Annotated in this window: 16 protein-coding genes; 3 read left to right on the plus strand and 13 right to left on the minus strand. The window is 70.5% G+C overall.

Annotated features, from left to right (window positions below):
- Positions 1 to 79 precede the first annotated feature (79 nt).
- Together QIT00_RS13215 and QIT00_RS13220 are read left to right on the plus strand one after the other, a co-directional pair.
- The gene (locus QIT00_RS13215; RefSeq protein ID WP_282535417.1) at positions 80 to 631 is read left to right on the plus strand and encodes a peroxiredoxin; all 552 of its coding nucleotides are present in this window, start codon (positions 80 to 82) and stop codon (positions 629 to 631) included.
- Between the two features lie 7 nt (positions 632 to 638).
- Positions 639 to 1,169, plus strand: a complete 531-nt coding sequence (locus tag QIT00_RS13220; protein WP_282535418.1) for an alkyl hydroperoxide reductase — start codon at positions 639 to 641, stop codon at positions 1,167 to 1,169.
- A 167-nt stretch (positions 1,170 to 1,336) separates the two neighbouring features.
- Here QIT00_RS13220 and QIT00_RS13225 read toward each other — a convergent pair whose 3' ends face one another.
- The 4 genes from QIT00_RS13225 to QIT00_RS13240 all read right to left on the minus strand — a co-directional run bounded on the left by QIT00_RS13225 (position 1,337) and on the right by QIT00_RS13240 (position 6,315).
- Complete coding sequence (locus tag QIT00_RS13225) at positions 1,337 to 2,677, minus strand: AI-2E family transporter (protein ID WP_282535419.1); 1,341 nt, start codon at positions 2,675 to 2,677, stop codon at positions 1,337 to 1,339.
- 113 nt (positions 2,678 to 2,790) lie between these two features.
- Positions 2,791 to 3,501, minus strand: coding sequence for an aggregation-promoting factor C-terminal-like domain-containing protein (locus QIT00_RS13230; protein ID WP_456316485.1), 711 nt, complete (start codon positions 3,499 to 3,501; stop codon positions 2,791 to 2,793).
- 435 nt (positions 3,502 to 3,936) lie between these two features.
- The gene (locus tag QIT00_RS13235; protein WP_282535421.1) at positions 3,937 to 5,259 is read right to left on the minus strand and encodes a PhoH family protein; all 1,323 of its coding nucleotides are present in this window, start codon (positions 5,257 to 5,259) and stop codon (positions 3,937 to 3,939) included.
- 294 nt (positions 5,260 to 5,553) lie between these two features.
- Positions 5,554 to 6,315, minus strand: coding sequence for an isoprenyl transferase (locus tag QIT00_RS13240; RefSeq protein ID WP_282535422.1), 762 nt, complete (start codon positions 6,313 to 6,315; stop codon positions 5,554 to 5,556).
- A gap of 116 nt (positions 6,316 to 6,431) precedes the next feature.
- Between QIT00_RS13240 and mgrA the strand changes: the two genes are divergently transcribed.
- A complete protein-coding gene (gene mgrA / locus QIT00_RS13245) occupies positions 6,432 to 7,469 on the plus strand; it encodes an L-glyceraldehyde 3-phosphate reductase (protein WP_282535423.1) in 1,038 nt (345 codons plus the stop codon).
- Between the two features lie 116 nt (positions 7,470 to 7,585).
- On the opposite strand, the gene QIT00_RS13250 is transcribed toward mgrA, so the two are convergent.
- The 9 genes from QIT00_RS13250 to QIT00_RS13290 form a co-directional block, all read right to left on the minus strand.
- Positions 7,586 to 8,332 (minus strand): prepilin peptidase, encoded by a 747-nt coding sequence (locus QIT00_RS13250; RefSeq protein WP_282535424.1) that lies wholly within the window; start codon positions 8,330 to 8,332, stop codon positions 7,586 to 7,588.
- A 338-nt stretch (positions 8,333 to 8,670) separates the two neighbouring features.
- Positions 8,671 to 9,684 (minus strand): glycine betaine ABC transporter substrate-binding protein, encoded by a 1,014-nt coding sequence (locus QIT00_RS13255; RefSeq protein WP_282535425.1) that lies wholly within the window; start codon positions 9,682 to 9,684, stop codon positions 8,671 to 8,673.
- A 35-nt stretch (positions 9,685 to 9,719) separates the two neighbouring features.
- Positions 9,720 to 10,505, minus strand: coding sequence for an ABC transporter permease (locus tag QIT00_RS13260; RefSeq protein ID WP_282535426.1), 786 nt, complete (start codon positions 10,503 to 10,505; stop codon positions 9,720 to 9,722).
- A gap of 2 nt (positions 10,506 to 10,507) precedes the next feature.
- Positions 10,508 to 11,719 carry an ABC transporter ATP-binding protein gene (locus QIT00_RS13265; protein WP_282535427.1) on the minus strand — a complete coding sequence of 404 codons (1,212 nt, stop codon included), beginning with the start codon at positions 11,717 to 11,719 and terminating at the stop codon, positions 10,508 to 10,510.
- A gap of 1 nt (position 11,720) precedes the next feature.
- Entirely contained in the window at positions 11,721 to 12,368 is a 648-nt protein-coding gene (locus tag QIT00_RS13270; protein WP_282535428.1) for an ABC transporter permease, read from the minus strand.
- A 15-nt stretch (positions 12,369 to 12,383) separates the two neighbouring features.
- Positions 12,384 to 13,322 carry an alpha/beta hydrolase gene (locus QIT00_RS13275; RefSeq protein WP_282535429.1) on the minus strand — a complete coding sequence of 313 codons (939 nt, stop codon included), beginning with the start codon at positions 13,320 to 13,322 and terminating at the stop codon, positions 12,384 to 12,386.
- A 105-nt stretch (positions 13,323 to 13,427) separates the two neighbouring features.
- Positions 13,428 to 14,279, minus strand: a complete 852-nt coding sequence (locus QIT00_RS13280) for an IclR family transcriptional regulator (protein ID WP_282535430.1) — start codon at positions 14,277 to 14,279, stop codon at positions 13,428 to 13,430.
- A gap of 86 nt (positions 14,280 to 14,365) precedes the next feature.
- Entirely contained in the window at positions 14,366 to 15,193 is an 828-nt protein-coding gene (locus QIT00_RS13285) for a DUF6282 family protein (protein ID WP_282535431.1), read from the minus strand.
- 74 nt (positions 15,194 to 15,267) lie between these two features.
- On the minus strand, positions 15,268 to 16,098 hold the full coding sequence (locus QIT00_RS13290; RefSeq protein WP_282535432.1) for a nitrilase-related carbon-nitrogen hydrolase: 831 nt from the start codon (positions 16,096 to 16,098) through the stop codon (positions 15,268 to 15,270).
- Positions 16,099 to 16,186: the final 88 nt, after the last annotated feature.

Raw genomic sequence — 16,186 nt, forward strand, 5'->3', positions numbered from 1 at the left:
AACCTTGTGACACGGTTGGCGTCGTCCAACCCCTCACGTAAGCCCCCAAAAGGGATTTACGCCGCGCATTGGAGAGCAAGTGCTCACTGTTGGTGACCAGTTCCCGCCGTTCGACCTGACGGCCTGCGTCTCGCTGGAGAAGGGCAAGGAGTTTGCCCAGATCGACCACAAGACGTATGAGGGGTGGAAAGTAGTGTTCTTCTGGCCGAAGGACTTCACCTTCGTCTGCCCCACCGAGATCGCCGCCTTCGGCAAGCTGAACGAGGAGTTCGCCGACCGCGACACCCAGATCCTCGGTGTCTCCGGCGACTCGGAGTTCGTGCACCACGCCTGGCGCAAGGACCACGACGACCTGCGTGACCTGCCCTTCCCGATGCTGGCCGACTCGAAGCACGAGCTGATGCGCGACTGCGGCGTCGAGGGCGAGGACGGCTTCGCGCAGCGTGCCGTCTTCATCGTCGACCAGAACAACGAGATCCAATTCTCGATGGTGACCGCCGGTTCCGTGGGCCGTAACCCGAAGGAGGTCCTGCGGGTCCTCGACGCCCTGCAGACCGACGAGCTCTGCCCCTGCAACTGGTCGAAGGGCGAGGACACCCTCGACCCGGTCGCCCTCCTGTCGGGCGAGTGATCCTGAGATGGCACTCGACGAGCTGAAGTCCGCGGTCCCGGACTACGCCAAGGACCTGAAGCTGAACCTCGGTTCGGTCATCGGCAACTCCGACCTGCCGCAGCAGCAGCTGTGGGGCACGGTGCTCGCCTGCGCGATCGCCTCGCGTTCGCCGCGCGTGCTGCGGGAGCTGGAGCCGGAGGCGAAGGCGAACCTGTCGCCGGAGGCGTTCACCGCGGCCAAGTCCGCGGCCGCCGTCATGGCGATGAACAACGTCTTCTACCGCACGCGCCACCTGCTCTCCGACCCGGAGTACGGCACGATGCGCGCCGGCCTGCGGATGAACGTCATCGGCAACCCCGGTGTCGACAAGGTCGACTTCGAGCTGTGGTCGCTGGCCGTCTCGGCGATCAACGGCTGCGGGATGTGCCTGGACTCGCATGAGCAGGTGCTCCGCAAGGCGGGGGTGGACCGCGAGACGATCCAGGAAGCGGTCAAGATCGCGGCCGTCCTCCAGGCGGTCGGCGCGACGCTGGACGCGGAAGCGGTTCTGGCCTAGTCCGTTCCACGCCTCGGCCCCGCCCGGTACGTACCGGGCGGGGCCGACGTGTTTTTCTCCCCTCCCCTTCCCGAATCTCCTCAATCGCCGGAGGGGCTCAAACTGAGCCCCTCCGGCGATTGAGGAGGCCCGTCCGGCAGGACTTTCGGGAAGGGGCGGGGAGGGGATCAATCCGCCGGAGGCGGGTCCGGGGAGGCGAGTTCGGTTGCCGTCGCCCCGTGCGGGCGGGGCGTCATCCTCAGCGCCTGGTCCTGCGAGTACGCCCGCAAGTACCCCACCACCGTGTTCGCCACGGCGACGAGCGGGACCGCGACCACCGCTCCCCCGATCCCGCCGACCATCCCCCCGGCCGCCACGGACAGCACGACCGCGAGCGGATGCACCCGTACCGCACGGCCGAGGATGAACGGCTGCAGCACATGGCCCTCGATCTGCTGCACGGCGAGCACCACGATCAACGCCATGAGCGCCGTGAACACGCCCTGCGTCACCAGCGCGACGACCACCGCGAGCGCACCCGAGATCACCGCGCCCACGAGCGGGATGAACGCGAACAGGAAGATGAACACGGCGAGCGGCACGGCCATCGGGACGTCGAGGAAGTAGATGCCGATGCCGATGAAGATCGCGTCGATGAGGGCGACGATCACCGTGCCGCGGACGTACGCGGTGAGGGTGCGCCACGCCTTGGGACCGGCCCCGGCGACTCCCGGACGGGCCTGCGCCGGGACGGCCTTGAGGGTCCAGTTCCAGATGCGCTTGCCGTCGTAGAGCAGGAACAGCGTGCAGAACATCGCGAGCAGGATGCCGGTGAGGAACTCCACGATCACCGTGACGCCTTCGAGTCCGGCGGTGGTGATCTCCTCCGTGTTGGTGCCGACGGCGTCGCGCAGGTTCTTCGCGATGTCCTTGATCTGGTCCTCGGTGACGTGGAAGGGGCTCTCCAGGAGCCACTTCTGGAGTTCGTCGATGCCCTCCTGGACGCGTTCGGCGAGGGTGTCGATGTTCTCCATGACCTGCCAGACCACGAACCAGCCGACCAGGCCCATGATGACGAAGCCGGTGATGAACGTGACGGCGGTGGCGAGTCCGCGCGGCATGCCGAGGGAGCGCAGCCGTCCGACGGCGGGATGCAGCAGTGCGGTGATGAGGAGCGCGGCCAGGAAGGCCATGACGACGAGCTGGATCGAGGTGATGGCGCGCGCCAACACCCAGACAGCGGCGGCGAGTACGAGCAGCCGCCACCCCGCCTCGGCCGCGACCCGCAGCCCCCAGGGCACGGCGGCCACGGGTTCGAGCCGGGCGGCGACCGCGGGCGCGTAGGCGGGCGGCGCGGGCACCTGGTCGGGCGCGGTCTCGGGCCCGGTCTCGGGCGGGTAGTCCGGCGGCGCGGGCACCTCGTTGCGGTGCGGTTCGTCCTCCGCGGCGGCGCGGCGCTCCTCCAACCGCTCTCCCATACGGGTCAGTCGGCCCCCGAGCCGGCCCAGCCACCCTGGCACTCTCGTCATCAGCTTCCCTTGTCCCCCGGTTTTTTCCTCTGCGACGGTACACGCGTGGAGCCCTCCACCGTAGGACGGTGAAGGGCTCCACGAAGTTGAGCGCCAGGCGTAACGCCGTTGTCTCAGTACCAGTTGTTGGCCTGCCAGAAGTCCCAGGCACCGCAGGGGCTGCCGTACCGGTCGTTCATGTAGCCCAGGCCCCACTTGATCTGGGTGGCCGGGTTGGTCTGCCAGTCGGAACCGGCGGAGGCCATCTTGGAGCCGGGCAGCGCCTGCACGAGACCGTAGGCACCGGACGACGGGTTGGAGGCCCGGTAGTTCCAGCTGGACTCGTGGTCCACGATGTTGCTGAAGCACTGGAACTGGTCCGCGGGGATCATCTGACGGGCGATCGCCTGCGTCTCCGCGATGGTGTACGAGCTCTGCTTCGCGATGTCGGAGATGTCCGCGCGCGCTTCGGAGCGGCTGGCCTTGAGCTCCGCCTCGCGCTTCGCGGCGGCCTTCTCGTCGGCGAGCTTCTTCTCCGCGGCTTCCTTCTTGGCTACCGCGTCCTCGGCGGCCTTCTTGCGCGCCGACTCCTCCGCGGACTTCTGCGCGGCGGCATCGGCGGCGACAGCCTGTGCGTCGGCCTGCTGAGCCAGAGATGCGGTCTGCACCTCGGCCTGCTGGCCCGCGGGGATGTCGGCGAGCAGCGTCCCTTCGCCCGACGCTGCCGTCGCCTCCATGTCGTTGGAGGGCTGGGTGCTGCCCGAGGCAACGCCCACGACGGCGCCGACAGTGGTGACCGCCGTGGCCGAAGCCACCGCGAATCCCCGGACCGAGATCCGGCTCACATGCATTCCTTCCAGCATCGCCCGGTCGGTGACCTTTCGGGCGCAATCGTGCCCCTGGCGCTGGCCACCCACGGATACATGGTCACGGGCGGCACGGACCCCAGGGGCAACTCCCTGACGGAAGTGGCCTCCTGTGAAGCGGGTGGCATGCGGCGGTCTCTATGAAGTTCTGGGGTTCCACACCGCTGGGGGTGCGCAAGTGCCGCATGCGGGGCCTGACAGGACCACGACTCTGCCGGAACGGGATGCCGCGAGGCAATTCCGCGTTGCGTGTGAAAGCTCACACCCCGTTTGCCCCAGGAGTTTTGAGGAAATGCGCGTACGCCGAGACGCCGCCCGGCTAAGCTCTTCGGCTTCGCCGGACGGCGCCAACTCCCGCACAGACAGGCGGAGGTACTGCTATTCGGGCATCGCACACATGGTGCCCATGACCCGTCAGATGTGACCGTCCTCCAGCATTTCGGTCACGAGTGCCGCGATCTGCGAGCGCTCGGAGCGGTTCAGGGTCACGTGCGCGAAGAGCGGATGGCCCTTCAGCTTCTCGACCACGGCGACGACTCCGTCGTACCGCCCCACCCTGAGGTTGTCGCGCTGGGCGACATCGTGGGTGAGGACGACCCGGGAGTTCGCCCCAATACGGGACAGAACGGTCAACAGGACGTTCCGCTCCAGGGATTGCGCCTCGTCCACGATGACGAAGGCGTCGTGGAGCGAGCGGCCGCGGATGTGGGTGAGCGGCAGGACCTCCAGCATGCCGCGCGCCGTGACCTCCTCGATGACCTCGCGGCTCGTGACCGCCGAGAGCGTGTCGAAGACCGCCTGCGCCCACGGGCCCATCTTCTCGGCCTCACTGCCGGGCAGATAGCCGAGCTCCTGACCGCCCACCGCGTACAGCGGCCGGAAGACCATCACCTTCTGGTGCTGCCTGCGTTCGAGCACCGCGTCCAGTCCCGCGCAGAGCGCGAGCGCCGACTTTCCGGTGCCGGCCCGGCCGCCCATCGAGACGATGCCGATGTCCGGGTCGAGCAGCATGTCGAGGGCGATGCGCTGTTCGGCGCTGCGGCCCTTGATGCCGAAGGCCTCGCGATCGCCGCGCACCAGACGGACGTTGCCCTCGGGCGTGACCCGGCCTAGCGCCTTGCCCTTCTCCGAGCGCAGCGTGAGCCCCGTGTGCACGGGCAGGTCCACCGCCTCCGGTACGTACAGGGTGTCCTGCTCGAAGAGGAGGTCCACCTGCTCACCGGACAGGGCGAGTTCCGACATTCCGGTCCAGCCGGAGTCCGTGATGGCGAGTTCCGCGCGGTACTCCTCGGCGAGGAGCCCGACGGAGGACGCCTTGATCCGCAGCGGCAGGTCCTTGGAGACGACGGTGACGTCGTACCCCTCCGCCTGCAGGTTGCGGGCGACCGCGAGGATGCGGGAGTCGTTGTCCCCCATTCGATAGCCGGCCGGAAGCACTCCGGGATCCGAGTGGTTGAGCTCGACCCGCAGCGTCCCGCCGAGGTCGCCGATCGGGATGGGGGCGTCGAGCCGCCCGTACCTGATCCGGCAGTCGTCCAGCATGCGCAGGGCCTGCCGGGCGAAGTAACCGAGTTCGGGATGGTGCCGCTTGGCCTCTAGTTCCGTGACCACCACGATCGGAAGCACTACTTCGTGTTCGTCGAAGCGGTTCATGGCGTTCGGGTCAGCCAGCAGCACGCTGGTGTCGAGAACGTAGGTGCGCCTGTCGGGAGTGCGGCGCTTTGTGCTGGTCACCACGGAAGGACGTACCCCCTCGGATGAGGTAGGGGAGCGACGGCGTCGCGGGGAGATGGACCGGGCTCGGGCCCCTGCGCGCGGGCCGAGCGCCGGCCCTCCACGAGTCCGTACGACGTACGGTCCTTGAGGTGCAAAGGGCCTCCCGGGCGGGCGGCCCCGTGCCACCCGCTGAGATGCGACTCCCCTGGCCGGAGAGTCACTTGACATGGGTATGCCCTCGAACGAGGCAAGGCATGCGGCTGCGTCCGACGACGCGTGGATGAACGTCCGGTGACCTGCGGTCTCGACGGGGTGTCAGGAGCCGTAACGCCGGTGCCGTGCGGCGTAGTCGCGCAGCGCGCGCAGGAAGTCGACCTTGCGGAAGGCGGGCCAGAAGACTTCGCAGAAGTAGTACTCGGAGTGCGCCGTCTGCCAGAGCATGAAGCCGGACAGGCGCTGCTCGCCGCTGGTGCGGATGACGAGGTCCGGGTCGGGCTGGTCGCTGGTGTAGAGGTGGCGGCCGATCATGTCGGTGTCGACGACCTCGGCGAGGGCCTCCATCGAGGTGCCCCTCTCCGCGTGGTCGAGGAGCATCGAGCGGACCGCGTCGGCGATCTCCTGGCGGCCGCCGTAGCCCACCGCCACGTTGACCGTTATGCCGTCGACATGCGCCGTGGACTCCTCGGCCTCCTTGATCGCGCCCCGCAGCTGGGTGGGCAGGATGTCCGGGGTGCCGACGTGGTGCACGCGCCAGCGGCCGTCCGAGGCGAGGGTGCGGACGACGCTCTCGATGATGCCGAGGAGGGGGCCGAGTTCGTCCGCGGGGCGGTCGAAGTTGTCGGTGGAGAGCAGCCAGAGCGTGACGACTTCCACATCGGTCTCGGAGCACCAGCCGAGGAACTCGGAGATCTTCTCGGCCCCGGCCTGGTGGCCGTGCACGGTCGTACTGCCCGAGGCCTTCGCCCAGCGCCGGTTGCCGTCCATGATGACGCCGATGTGCTTCGGCACCGCGGAGTGGTCGAGGCGCCCTTCCACCCGGCGTGCGTAAAGCCCGTACACCAGGTCGCGCAGGTTCACTCTCTTCAGCCCCTCCGTGCAGATGGCAGATGCGGCCCCCGAAGGCGCCACCTTACCGCCGGTGGCGGCGGTCTTTCGTCCAAGGGTGCGTCCGGCCTGGAGGTAGCTTCGTAGCCATGAACGACAACCGTGTGTACCGCGCCGCCGGTGACCGTTACGACGCGATGGAGTACCGGCGCACCGGCCGCTCCGGCCTGAAGCTGCCCGCGATCTCGCTCGGCCTGTGGCACAACTTCGGCGACGACAAGAGCCTCGACAACCAGCGCGCGATCCTGCGCCGCGCCTTCGATCTCGGCGTGACGCACTTCGACCTGGCGAACAACTACGGCCCGCCGCCCGGCTCGGCCGAGCTGAACTTCGGCAAGCTCCTGGAGCAGGACTTCGCGCCTTACCGGGACGAGCTGGTCCTGTCCACGAAGGCCGGCTATCTGATGCACCCGGGCCCGTACGGCGAGTGGGGCTCGCGCAAGTACCTGATGTCGTCCCTGGACGCCTCGCTGAAGCGGATGGGCGTGGACTACGTCGACATCTTCTACTCGCACCGCTTCGACCCGAACACCCCGCTGGAGGAGACCATGGGCGCCCTGGCGTCCGCGGTGCAGCAGGGCAAGGCGCTGTACGTGGGCGTCTCGTCGTACACCAGTGAGCAGACGCGGGAGGCCGTGCGGATTCTTGACGACATGGGCGTGCGGCCGCTGATCCACCAGCCGTCGTACTCGATGATCAACCGCTGGACCGAGGACGACTCACTGCTCGACGTCCTGGAGGAGGCGGGCATGGGCTGTATCTCGTTCGTGCCGCTCGCGCAGGGGCTGCTCACCGGGAAGTACCTGAAGGGCATCCCGGAGGGGTCGCGGGCCACGCAGGGCAAGTCGCTCGACCCGGACCTGCTGAGCGACGAGGTGCTGCGCCGGCTGAACGGCCTGAACGACATCGCGGCCCGGCGCGGCCAGTCGCTCGCGCAGCTGGCGCTGAACTGGGTGCTGCGGGACGAGCGGATGACGTCGGCGCTGATCGGCGCGTCCAGCGTGAAGCAGCTGGAGGAGAACGTCGCGGCGCTCAGCGGTGCGAAGCTCACCGACGAGGAGCTGGCCGAGATCGACAAGTTCGCGGTGTCCACGCCGGGGACGAACATCTGGGCCGGGCGGCAGTAGCGCCGGAGCCGGGGCAGAAAAACGGGCCGGTCCATGGGGGGGGAGATGGACCGGCCCGAGGGGGGGTTTCCACCATAACCCTTCGTGAGGGGCATGGCGTGCAGCGGCGCGGCGGGCTATCCGGCGAGCGCGCCGCAGAGGAGCCCGGTGGCGGCTCCGGCGAGCATGCAGGGCCCGAGCGGCATCGCCGTCCTGCGGCCCGCTTGCCCGCGCAGCACAAGGGAGAGCGCGTATCCGCCGCCGTATCCGATGCCCGCGACGAAGCCGAGGACGAGCACGCCCCAGCCGTACCACCCAAGGGTTACCCCCAGGACGACCGCCAGCTTGACGTCGCCGAAGCCCATGCCGGTGGGGTGGGCGAGGAAGAGCAGGAGGTACGTGCCGCCGAGGGCGAGGCCGCCGAGGAGCGAACCGGTCCAGGAGCCGGCCGCGCCGTCGAGGGCCGCGGCGGCGCCGAGCAGGACGAGGGCGGCGGCGGCGAGCGGCAGGGTGAGGACGTCGGGCAGCCGGTGCACGGCGTGGTCGACGGCGGCGAGCAGGACGCCGAAGGGGACGAGGACCAGCCAGACGGCGAGTTCGGGGCGCGGCCCGGAGGCCGCGGCGAGCGCGGCGCACAGGACTGCGGTGAGCGTGGCGAGCAGCGGGGTGCTGGGTCCGTACCAACGGGGCGCGGGCGGCGGGCAGTTGGCGCAGCGGGCGGTGCCGAGCCAGCCGTTCGCGGGGCCGGTGAGGGGGTGGCCCTGGGGGCAGTCGGCGCGCCAGGGCTCGTCGTAGGTGACCGCGAGGCGGTGGGCGGCGCGCGGCAGGAGCACTCCGGCGAGCGCGCCGTAGACGGCGGCGAGGGTGGCGAGCAGCGCGGGCACGAGGTGACTTTAGGGGCGCCGTGTGTCACGGCGGTAGGTGCCGTGTGTCACGGCGGTAGGTGCCGTGTGTCACGGCGGCGGGGAGGTGTACGACCCCGGAGAGAGGCTTGCGGCACCGCCCGGCCCCCTCCACCGTGCGGTGCCGCACCGCGTGGCTTTGCCGACGCGAATTAGCCTTGGTCTGAACTTACGTGATGCCTACAGGGTGATCGACCGGTTCAGATAACAATGCGGAATCAACGGGTGGGATTTGTCCGAGTTGCCCCTTGATGTGACAGCCCTCTTGCGTGGGGTCGTGGGTGTTGTTCCGTTTTGAACTACCGCTGCCCGGTGCGGAATCACGTGTCTCCGGCGGACGCACCCGTACCGATGAAGCCCTGCTCGGACAGGAACGCCAGGGCCGCCTCGTCGGGCGTGTGGCCCTCCAGGTCGACCATGCCGTTCAGCTCGATCATCCGCTCCTCCGTCAGGGCATCTCCCAACTTCTCTGCCAGCGCCTTGAGTTGCGGATGCTCGGCCGCCGTCCTGTCGCGTACGGTCACGGCCGCCAGCTCGGTGGTGAAGTGGGCCCGGTCGTCCTCCAGGACCTCCAGGTCGAGCGAGGTGATGCGGGCGTCGCTCGTGAACACCTCGGCGAAGCGGCAGGGGCTGGCCTTGGCGACGTTGACGTAGTTCAGGGCCAGGGCGTTCTGATACGTCTGCTCGGGCGGGAAGCGGGCGCCGTAGGTCTTCTGGAAGGAGCGCAGTTCACGGTCGAGGAACTCCGACGCCCCGCACAGCGTGGCCTGCTCCGGATGGTTCCGGGTGAACTCCGCCAGGTCCGACAGGGTGTGCACCTCGCCCGCCGCTCCGCTCGCGTCCTTGGCGCGGGCCAGCGCGTACTGGTTGCCGAAGCGCGCCGGTGCCAGCCAGGTGACGCCGTTCTTCGCGTGGTCCTCGCGGGCCGTGGCGCGGAACTGCTCCTGCGCCCCGCGGATCGGCCTGTCGTGCTGGAGGAACTGGGTCCAGCCGGTGCCGGAGTACTCCCAGTAGATGTCGACCTGGCCCTGCTTCAGGGCCTGGCGCACCACGTTGGTGCCGTTCAGGCCGGTCTGGTCCGAGGTCCTGGCACCCGCGGCGCGCAGCGCGTACAGGAGGATCTTGCCGAGGATCTGCTGCTCGGTGAACTCCTTGGAGCCGACGGTGAGCCGGGCGCCCTTCAGGTCGAAGTCCCGGGCCAGAGAGCCCTGTTCGAGCTGGTGCGCCGAGGGGCCCGCGGTGGCGCCGGGGCCGCAGGCCGTCGTGAGGGTCGCGAGGACGAGGGCCATCACGGCCAGGGCGCGCCCTGGGACGCGTGGGGTGCTTCGGGGCACGGCGGTGTGCCTCCCTCCGGTAGGGGCGTGCGGGCTCAGAGCCCGCGGGGGCGCAGGGTGTCCTCGGCGATCCCGGCGAGCCAGTCGACGAGCAGCGCGAGCACGGCGACCAGCACGGACCCGGTGACGAGGACCAGGTTGCGGCCGGAGTTGATGCCGTTGGAGATCACATCGCCCAAACCTCCGGCGCCGATGAACGTCGCGAGCGCGACCGTGCCGACCGTGATGACCAGGGCGGTACGGATCCCGGCCAGCATCACCGGCACGGCCAGCGGCAGTTCGATGCGCCACAGCACGGTCGAGCGCTTCATGCCCATGCCGAGCGCCGACTCGATGACGGCCGGGTCGACCTGCTGCAACCCGGCGATGGTGTTCCGCAGCACCGGAAGGACGCCGTACGCGACGAAGGCGATCAGCGCGATCTGGTGCACGCCCAGGCTCACGAACACCACGGCGAGCAGCACGATCAGGCCGATCGACGGCACGGCCTGCGCGATGTTGGCCACCGCGAGGATCGGGCCCGAAAGGCCGCGCGCCCAGCTCCGGGTGAGGAGCACGCCGAGCGGCACGGCGATCGCGAGGATCAGGGCCGTGACGGCGGCCATCAGCTCCAGGTGGGTGACCGTACGGCTGATCAGATACGCCGAGTTGAGGCTGCGCTGCTCGATCAGGTCGTGCGGCTGCCCCGCCACGTACCAGAGCAGCAGGGCCAGGGCGGTGCCGAGGCAGAGCGGGGTGATCGCGTACGCGGCGCCGCGCGGCAGGCGCGAGGTCGCGGCGGTGGCGGTGGCGGTGGCGGTGGCGGTGGCGGTGGCCGACATTCTCAGGCCTCCTGGAGCCGGGCGTGGGCGGTACGGGTCTGCTCGCTGTTGATGAGCTCCCGCACCGTGTCCATCTCCAGGACGCCCCGGTAGCGGCCCTCGTCGTCGACCGCGACGACCGTCGACGTGTCCGCGGACAGCATCAGGTCGAGCGCGTCGAACAGGGTGCTGTGCGGGCCGAGGGTGGAGAACACCGGGAAGTGCGACGGGGGTTCGGTGTCGGCTTCCGCGGTGGGCAGCCAGCCGGCCGGGCGCCGGTCGGCGTCGAGCACCAGGCAGTACTCCCGGTCCTGCGCACGCGCGACGGCGAGGCGCCGCTCCGGGTCGGCGTCCGCGTCGACCGTGGGCCACTCGGGCACGTCGAGGGTGCCGAGCCGGGTCAGGGAGAGGCGGCGGACGGACGCGCCCGAGCCGATGAACGCGGCGACGAACTCGTCGGCGGGCTCGGCGAGGATGCGTTCCGGGGTGTCGTACTGGCGCACCTTGCCGTTCTCGCCGAAGACCGCGATCAGGTCGCCCATCTTGCAGGCCTCGTCGATGTCGTGGGTGACGAACACGATGGTCTTGCGGACCGTGCGCTGGATGCGCAGGAACTCGTCCTGCAGCGCCTCCCGGTTCTGCGGGTCGATCGCCCCGAACGGCTCGTCCATCAGCATCACCTGCGGGTCGCCGCCCAACGCCCGGGCCACGCCCACGCGTTGCTGCTGGCCGCCGGAGAGCTGCTTCGGGTAGCGGTCGCGGTACGTCGCCGGGTCCAGGCCCACCATGGTGAGGAGTTCGTCCACCCGCTCCGTCACCCGCTGCCGGGACCAGCCGAGCAGCCGGGGCACGGTGGCGATGTTGTCGGCGACGGTGCGGTGCGGGAAGAGCCCGGAGGACTGGATGGCGTACCCGATGCGGCGGCGCAGTTCGTGCACCGGCAGTTCGGTGACGTCCTGCCCGTCGAGGTGGATACGGCCCGAGGTCGGCTCGATGAGGCGGTTGATCAGCTTCATCGTCGTCGTCTTGCCGCAGCCGGACGGCCCGACGAACGCGACGATGCGGCCCTCGGGTATGTCGAGGGACAACTCCTCGACCGCCGCCTGCTCCTGGCCCGGATAGCGCTTGACCAGGCGGTCGAGGCGGATCATGGGGTGCTCGGCCGGTTTCGTACGGGCGTGCTCGGCCGCTTCCGTGCCGAGGCCCGCTTGCGTGCCGGGGGTGGCGTCCGTCATGTCAGGCACCCAGTCCCTTCGCAGTGGTGAGCCGGTTCAGTCCGGCGAAGAGCAGATCGAAGACGACGGCGAGCAGCACGATGCCGAGGCAGCCTTCCACGGTGAGGTACGCGGCGTACGGCGTACCGGCGCTGGCCAGGCCGTCGAGGATGAGGTTGCCGAGTCCCGGCCCGTTCACGGCCGCGGCGATCGCGGCGATGCCCAGGAGCAGCTGGGTCGCCACCCGCAGGCCGGTGAGCAGCACCGGCCAGGCGAGCGGGAGTTCGACGGTGGCGAGGACCCGTAGCCGCGTCATGCCCATCGCCCTGGCCGACTCCACGACCGCCGGGTCGAGTCCGCGCAGGCCGACCACCGCGTTGCGGAGCACCGGCAGCAGCGCGTACATCGTCAGGGCCACGACCGAGGGTCCGGTGCCGAGCCCCAGCGGGGTGATGAGCAGCCCGAACAGCGCGTACGACGGGATCGTGAGCAGCAGTCCGGCGAAGCCGAGGACCGCGGTGCGCGGGGCGCCGGTGCGGTAGGTGGCCACCGCGACCGGCACCCCGATGAGCACCGCCAGACCGAGTCCCTGGAGCACCAGGACGGCGTGCGCCAGCGTGGCGTCGGCGACGTCCGTCCAGTTGGACGCGAAGTAGTCGAGGAAGGTCATGACGGGCCGACGGGATCAGTGCGCGTCGGCGGCGGTCACGGGCTGCGGCTGCTGTTCCTGCGCGAACGCCGAGCCGAAGAACGCGTCGAGGTCCTCCACCACCGACTTGAACGTCGGGTCGTCGTCGAACATCCACTCCGTGTGGCCGCGCCCTTCGAGGAACTTGAGCTCCTTGGGCTCCTTGGCGGCCGCGTACAGTGCCTCGGCCTCCTCGGGCTTGTGCAGCCCGTTCTCGGCGCCGTGGATGATCAGCAGCGGGCGCGGCGAGATCCGGTCGGCGACCGCCTCGGCGGAGAAGCGGAGCAGCAGGTCGGCGGATTCCAGGGAGACGCCGGAGCCGAAGCCGGGCGCCTTGTACAGCTCCTCGCCGACGTATCCGTCCGTACGGCCGTCCAGGTCGAGGCGGATGATGTCCCAGGGGCTGGTGATCTCCGAGCGGCCGTGCTCGGCGCGGTGGCCGCGGTCGGCGGCGACCCGCTCGACGAGACTGTTCCAGGACTCCTCGTCGTGCATGTTGCGGGTCGAACGGCGGCCGTCCGAGATGCAGTTGAGGGACGCGACGGCGCGCACGCGCGGGTCGTCGGCGGCCTCGGCGACGACCACTCCGCCGCCCATGCCCCAGCCGATCAGGCCGATCCGCTCGGCGTCCAGCTGCTCGGCGGCGGCGGCCCGGTCCACGGCGGCGCGCAGGTCGTCGGCCCACTCCTGCGGGGCGAGCCGGCCGCGCTCCCCCTCGGAGAGGCCGAAGCCGCGGTAGTCGAAGGCGAGGACGGCGTAGCCCCGCTGGGTGAGGGCGCGGGCGAACCGCTCGGGGTGGATGACCTTCAGGCCCTGGTAGCCGGAGGACGGGATGAGCACGGGGTAGGGGGCCGCTGCGCCGTTGTCGTCGGGCAAGTGGAGGTCGGCGTCGAGGCGGATGCCTTCGCTGAAGAAGGGGAAGGGGCGCGTGATCACGGGGGCTCCTAAGTGAGCTGGAGATGAGCTGGACGGTGGGCGGAACGTGGGCAGGGGTGGGTAGGGCGGTGGCGTACGAAGGGTTGGAGGGGCGGTCTGTTCAGGTCACGTACGGACGAGCGAGGGCGCCGCGCAGGCGGTGGGAGGCCTGGGCGGGGCGGCGGAGCCGATGCCCGCCATGGCGCGGGAGAGCTGCTCGGCGGCGGCCTGGGTGAGCCGGCCCGCGCGGTCGAGGTCCCGGCTCATGCGGTGGGCGGGCGCCGAGACGTTCACCGCCGCGACGACCCGGCCCCGGAAGTCGCGCACCGGGGCGGCGGCCGCGACGAGTCCGGCCTCGAACTCCTCGTCCACCAGGGCGTATCCGGCCTTCCTCGACTGGTCGACGCGGGCGATCAGGTCGTCGGCGTCACGGGGTGCCCGCGACGCTCCCGGTGCGTCCGCGCCGTACGAGCCGGGTCCGAAGGACAGCTCCGCGCACAGCAGCCGGATCTCGTCGGGCGAGTGGTCGAAGAGCAGGGCGCGGCCGGACGAGGTGGAGTGCAGGGGGGTGACCCGGCCCACCCAGCCGGTCGCCTGGATGGCGCGCATGGGGCTCTCGGAGAGGACGGTCAGGACGCCGTCGCCGCAGAGCACGGTCACGTGGACGCGCTCCTTGAGCACGGAGACGAGCCGCTTCAGGACGGCCGGTCCCTCGGCGAGGAGCCGGGGCCGTCCCGCGTTGGCGGCGAGGGTGAACATCCGCCAGCCGAGCCGGTAGACGAGGGAGTGCGGGTCGCGCTCCACCAGCCCGGTCTGCTCCATCGACTTGAGGGCCCGGGACACCTGGCTCTTCTCCTTGCCCACCCGGCGGGCGATCTCGACGACCCCGAGACCGCCCTGCTCGGCCGCCTCGTCGGACCCGAGCACCGTCAGGATGGCGACGGTGCGGTGGAGCCCGGACGATCCCTCAACTGTCATGGCTGGATCATGTCTGTGCCGCTTCATCGAGAACAACCCTTGTTGTCGTGTGAGCAACTTCATTCCGCGGCTGCCGTGGACCCGCATCAGGGCGTCACCAGTGCCTCGGGGATCTCTCCCGCGCAGGCGGTCAGGGCGCCGCGGTCGAGGCCCTCGGCGGCCAGCGTGTCGATCAGCAGTTGCAGCGCCTCCGGCGGCGGGGGCGAGTCCGGCTGGCCCGCGTCGGAGGACAGCGCGACGCGGTCGAGTCCGACGGTGCGCGCGAAGTGGGCGAGGCGGGCGGGCGTCATCCCGGGCTGGTGCAGGAGCTGGTAGGTGGTGATCTCGGCGACGGCACCCTGCGCCGTCAGCGCGGCGGCGAGCTCCGCGTCCATGCCGGGCACGGTGTACGAGGGGTGGGTGAGGAGGATCCGGCCGACCCCGGCGGCCCGCGCCTCGGCCACCAGCCACCGGCACTCCTCGGCCGACAGGTGCCCGGTGGCGAGGACCGCGTCGGCCTCGGCGACCATGCGGCACACGGCGCGCGCGGCCTCGCCGGTGGCCGGGTCGACGGGCGGTACGGCGTAGGTGTGCGGGGAGAGCCCGGTGCGCAGTCCGCAGAGCCGGGGCAGTCCGGCGGTCCGCTGGGTGTGGGCGTCCGCGGTCGGCATCCACACGACGCGCGCCCCGGCGTCGAGGGCGGCGGCCACGGCGGCCGGGTTGACGCCCCCGGCGTGCTGGTTGAGGGCGATGCCGCCGTAGACCTTCAGGGGTGCGGCGCGGGCGGCGGCAGCCGCCCGGCCGACGGTCGACTCGTAGTGGGCCTTGAGCACGCAGCCGGTGAACCCGGCTGCGGCGTACGCGGCGACCACGTCGTGGTCGTCGGCGAGGCGGGGGGTGACATCGGGTGCGGCGTGCACATGAAGGTCGAACACGCCGCAAGCCTGCGCCGCCGCCGACGCTCAGGACAACGGCAGTTGCTGCGACGACAACCGCCAGTGGGCGGGGCTCAGTCCACGCCCTCGCTCATCAGCCGCCGCACCTCGCGCGAGACGAGGCCGAAGCGCGGCTCCTCGATCAGCGGCATCTCCCGGCGGCGGCGGCGGACGGCGGAGATGTCGAGGTCGACCACGGTCAGCGACTCCCGGTCGCGCGGCGCCTCGGCGACGACCTCGCCCCACGGGTCGAGCACCCGCGAGCCGCCCCAGAACGTGGCCTTGCCCTCCTCGCCCACCCGGTTCACGAAGACCACCCAGCACTGCTGCAGGCGGGCGATGTTGAGCAGCAGGCTCTGCCAGTACTCCGCGGTGTCGATGGCGCCGGGCGCGAGCCCCACCCCGCTGTTCGTCGGCACGAACAGCACTTCCGCGCCGTCCTGCGCGGCGAGCCAGGGCAGTACGGGCTGCCAGGCGTCGTTGCAGATCAGGGTGGCCGCGCGGGCGTGCGGGGTGTCGAAGGCGCGCAGCGCGTGGCCGGGGCTGAAGTGCTTGCGCTCCTCCCAGTCGAGGTAGTTGGGCAGGTACAGCTTGCGGTGCGTGTGCAGCGGCGTACCGCCCGAGAGGTACACCGCCGAGTTGTAGCGCCGTAGCCTGCCGTCCTCGTGCAGGCCGACCAGGACGTCCGGCCCGTACCGGGACAGCTCCGCGAGCCGCGGGTCGTCGTGCGGCAGGGAGATGTCGCCGGGTACGGAGCCGAGGGCGTACCCGTGCAGGCTCAACTCGGGGAAGACCACCAGGTCCGCCTGCTGCTCGGCGGCCTCCTGGGCCATCCGCGCGGCGGTCTTCAGATTGGCGTCCAGGTCGCCAAGGACGCAGTCCGTCTGCGCCAGTGCGATGCGCACGGCACCCACCTCGTTCTCTTCGTCGACTTGTCGGGGGATTCGCCCTTCTACGCGAGGACGGCCGACGTCGACAATCCCGGTTGCTGTG

The organism is Streptomyces luteolus (genome assembly GCF_029968015.1).
Taxonomy (GTDB): domain Bacteria; phylum Actinomycetota; class Actinomycetes; order Streptomycetales; family Streptomycetaceae; genus Streptomyces; species Streptomyces luteolus.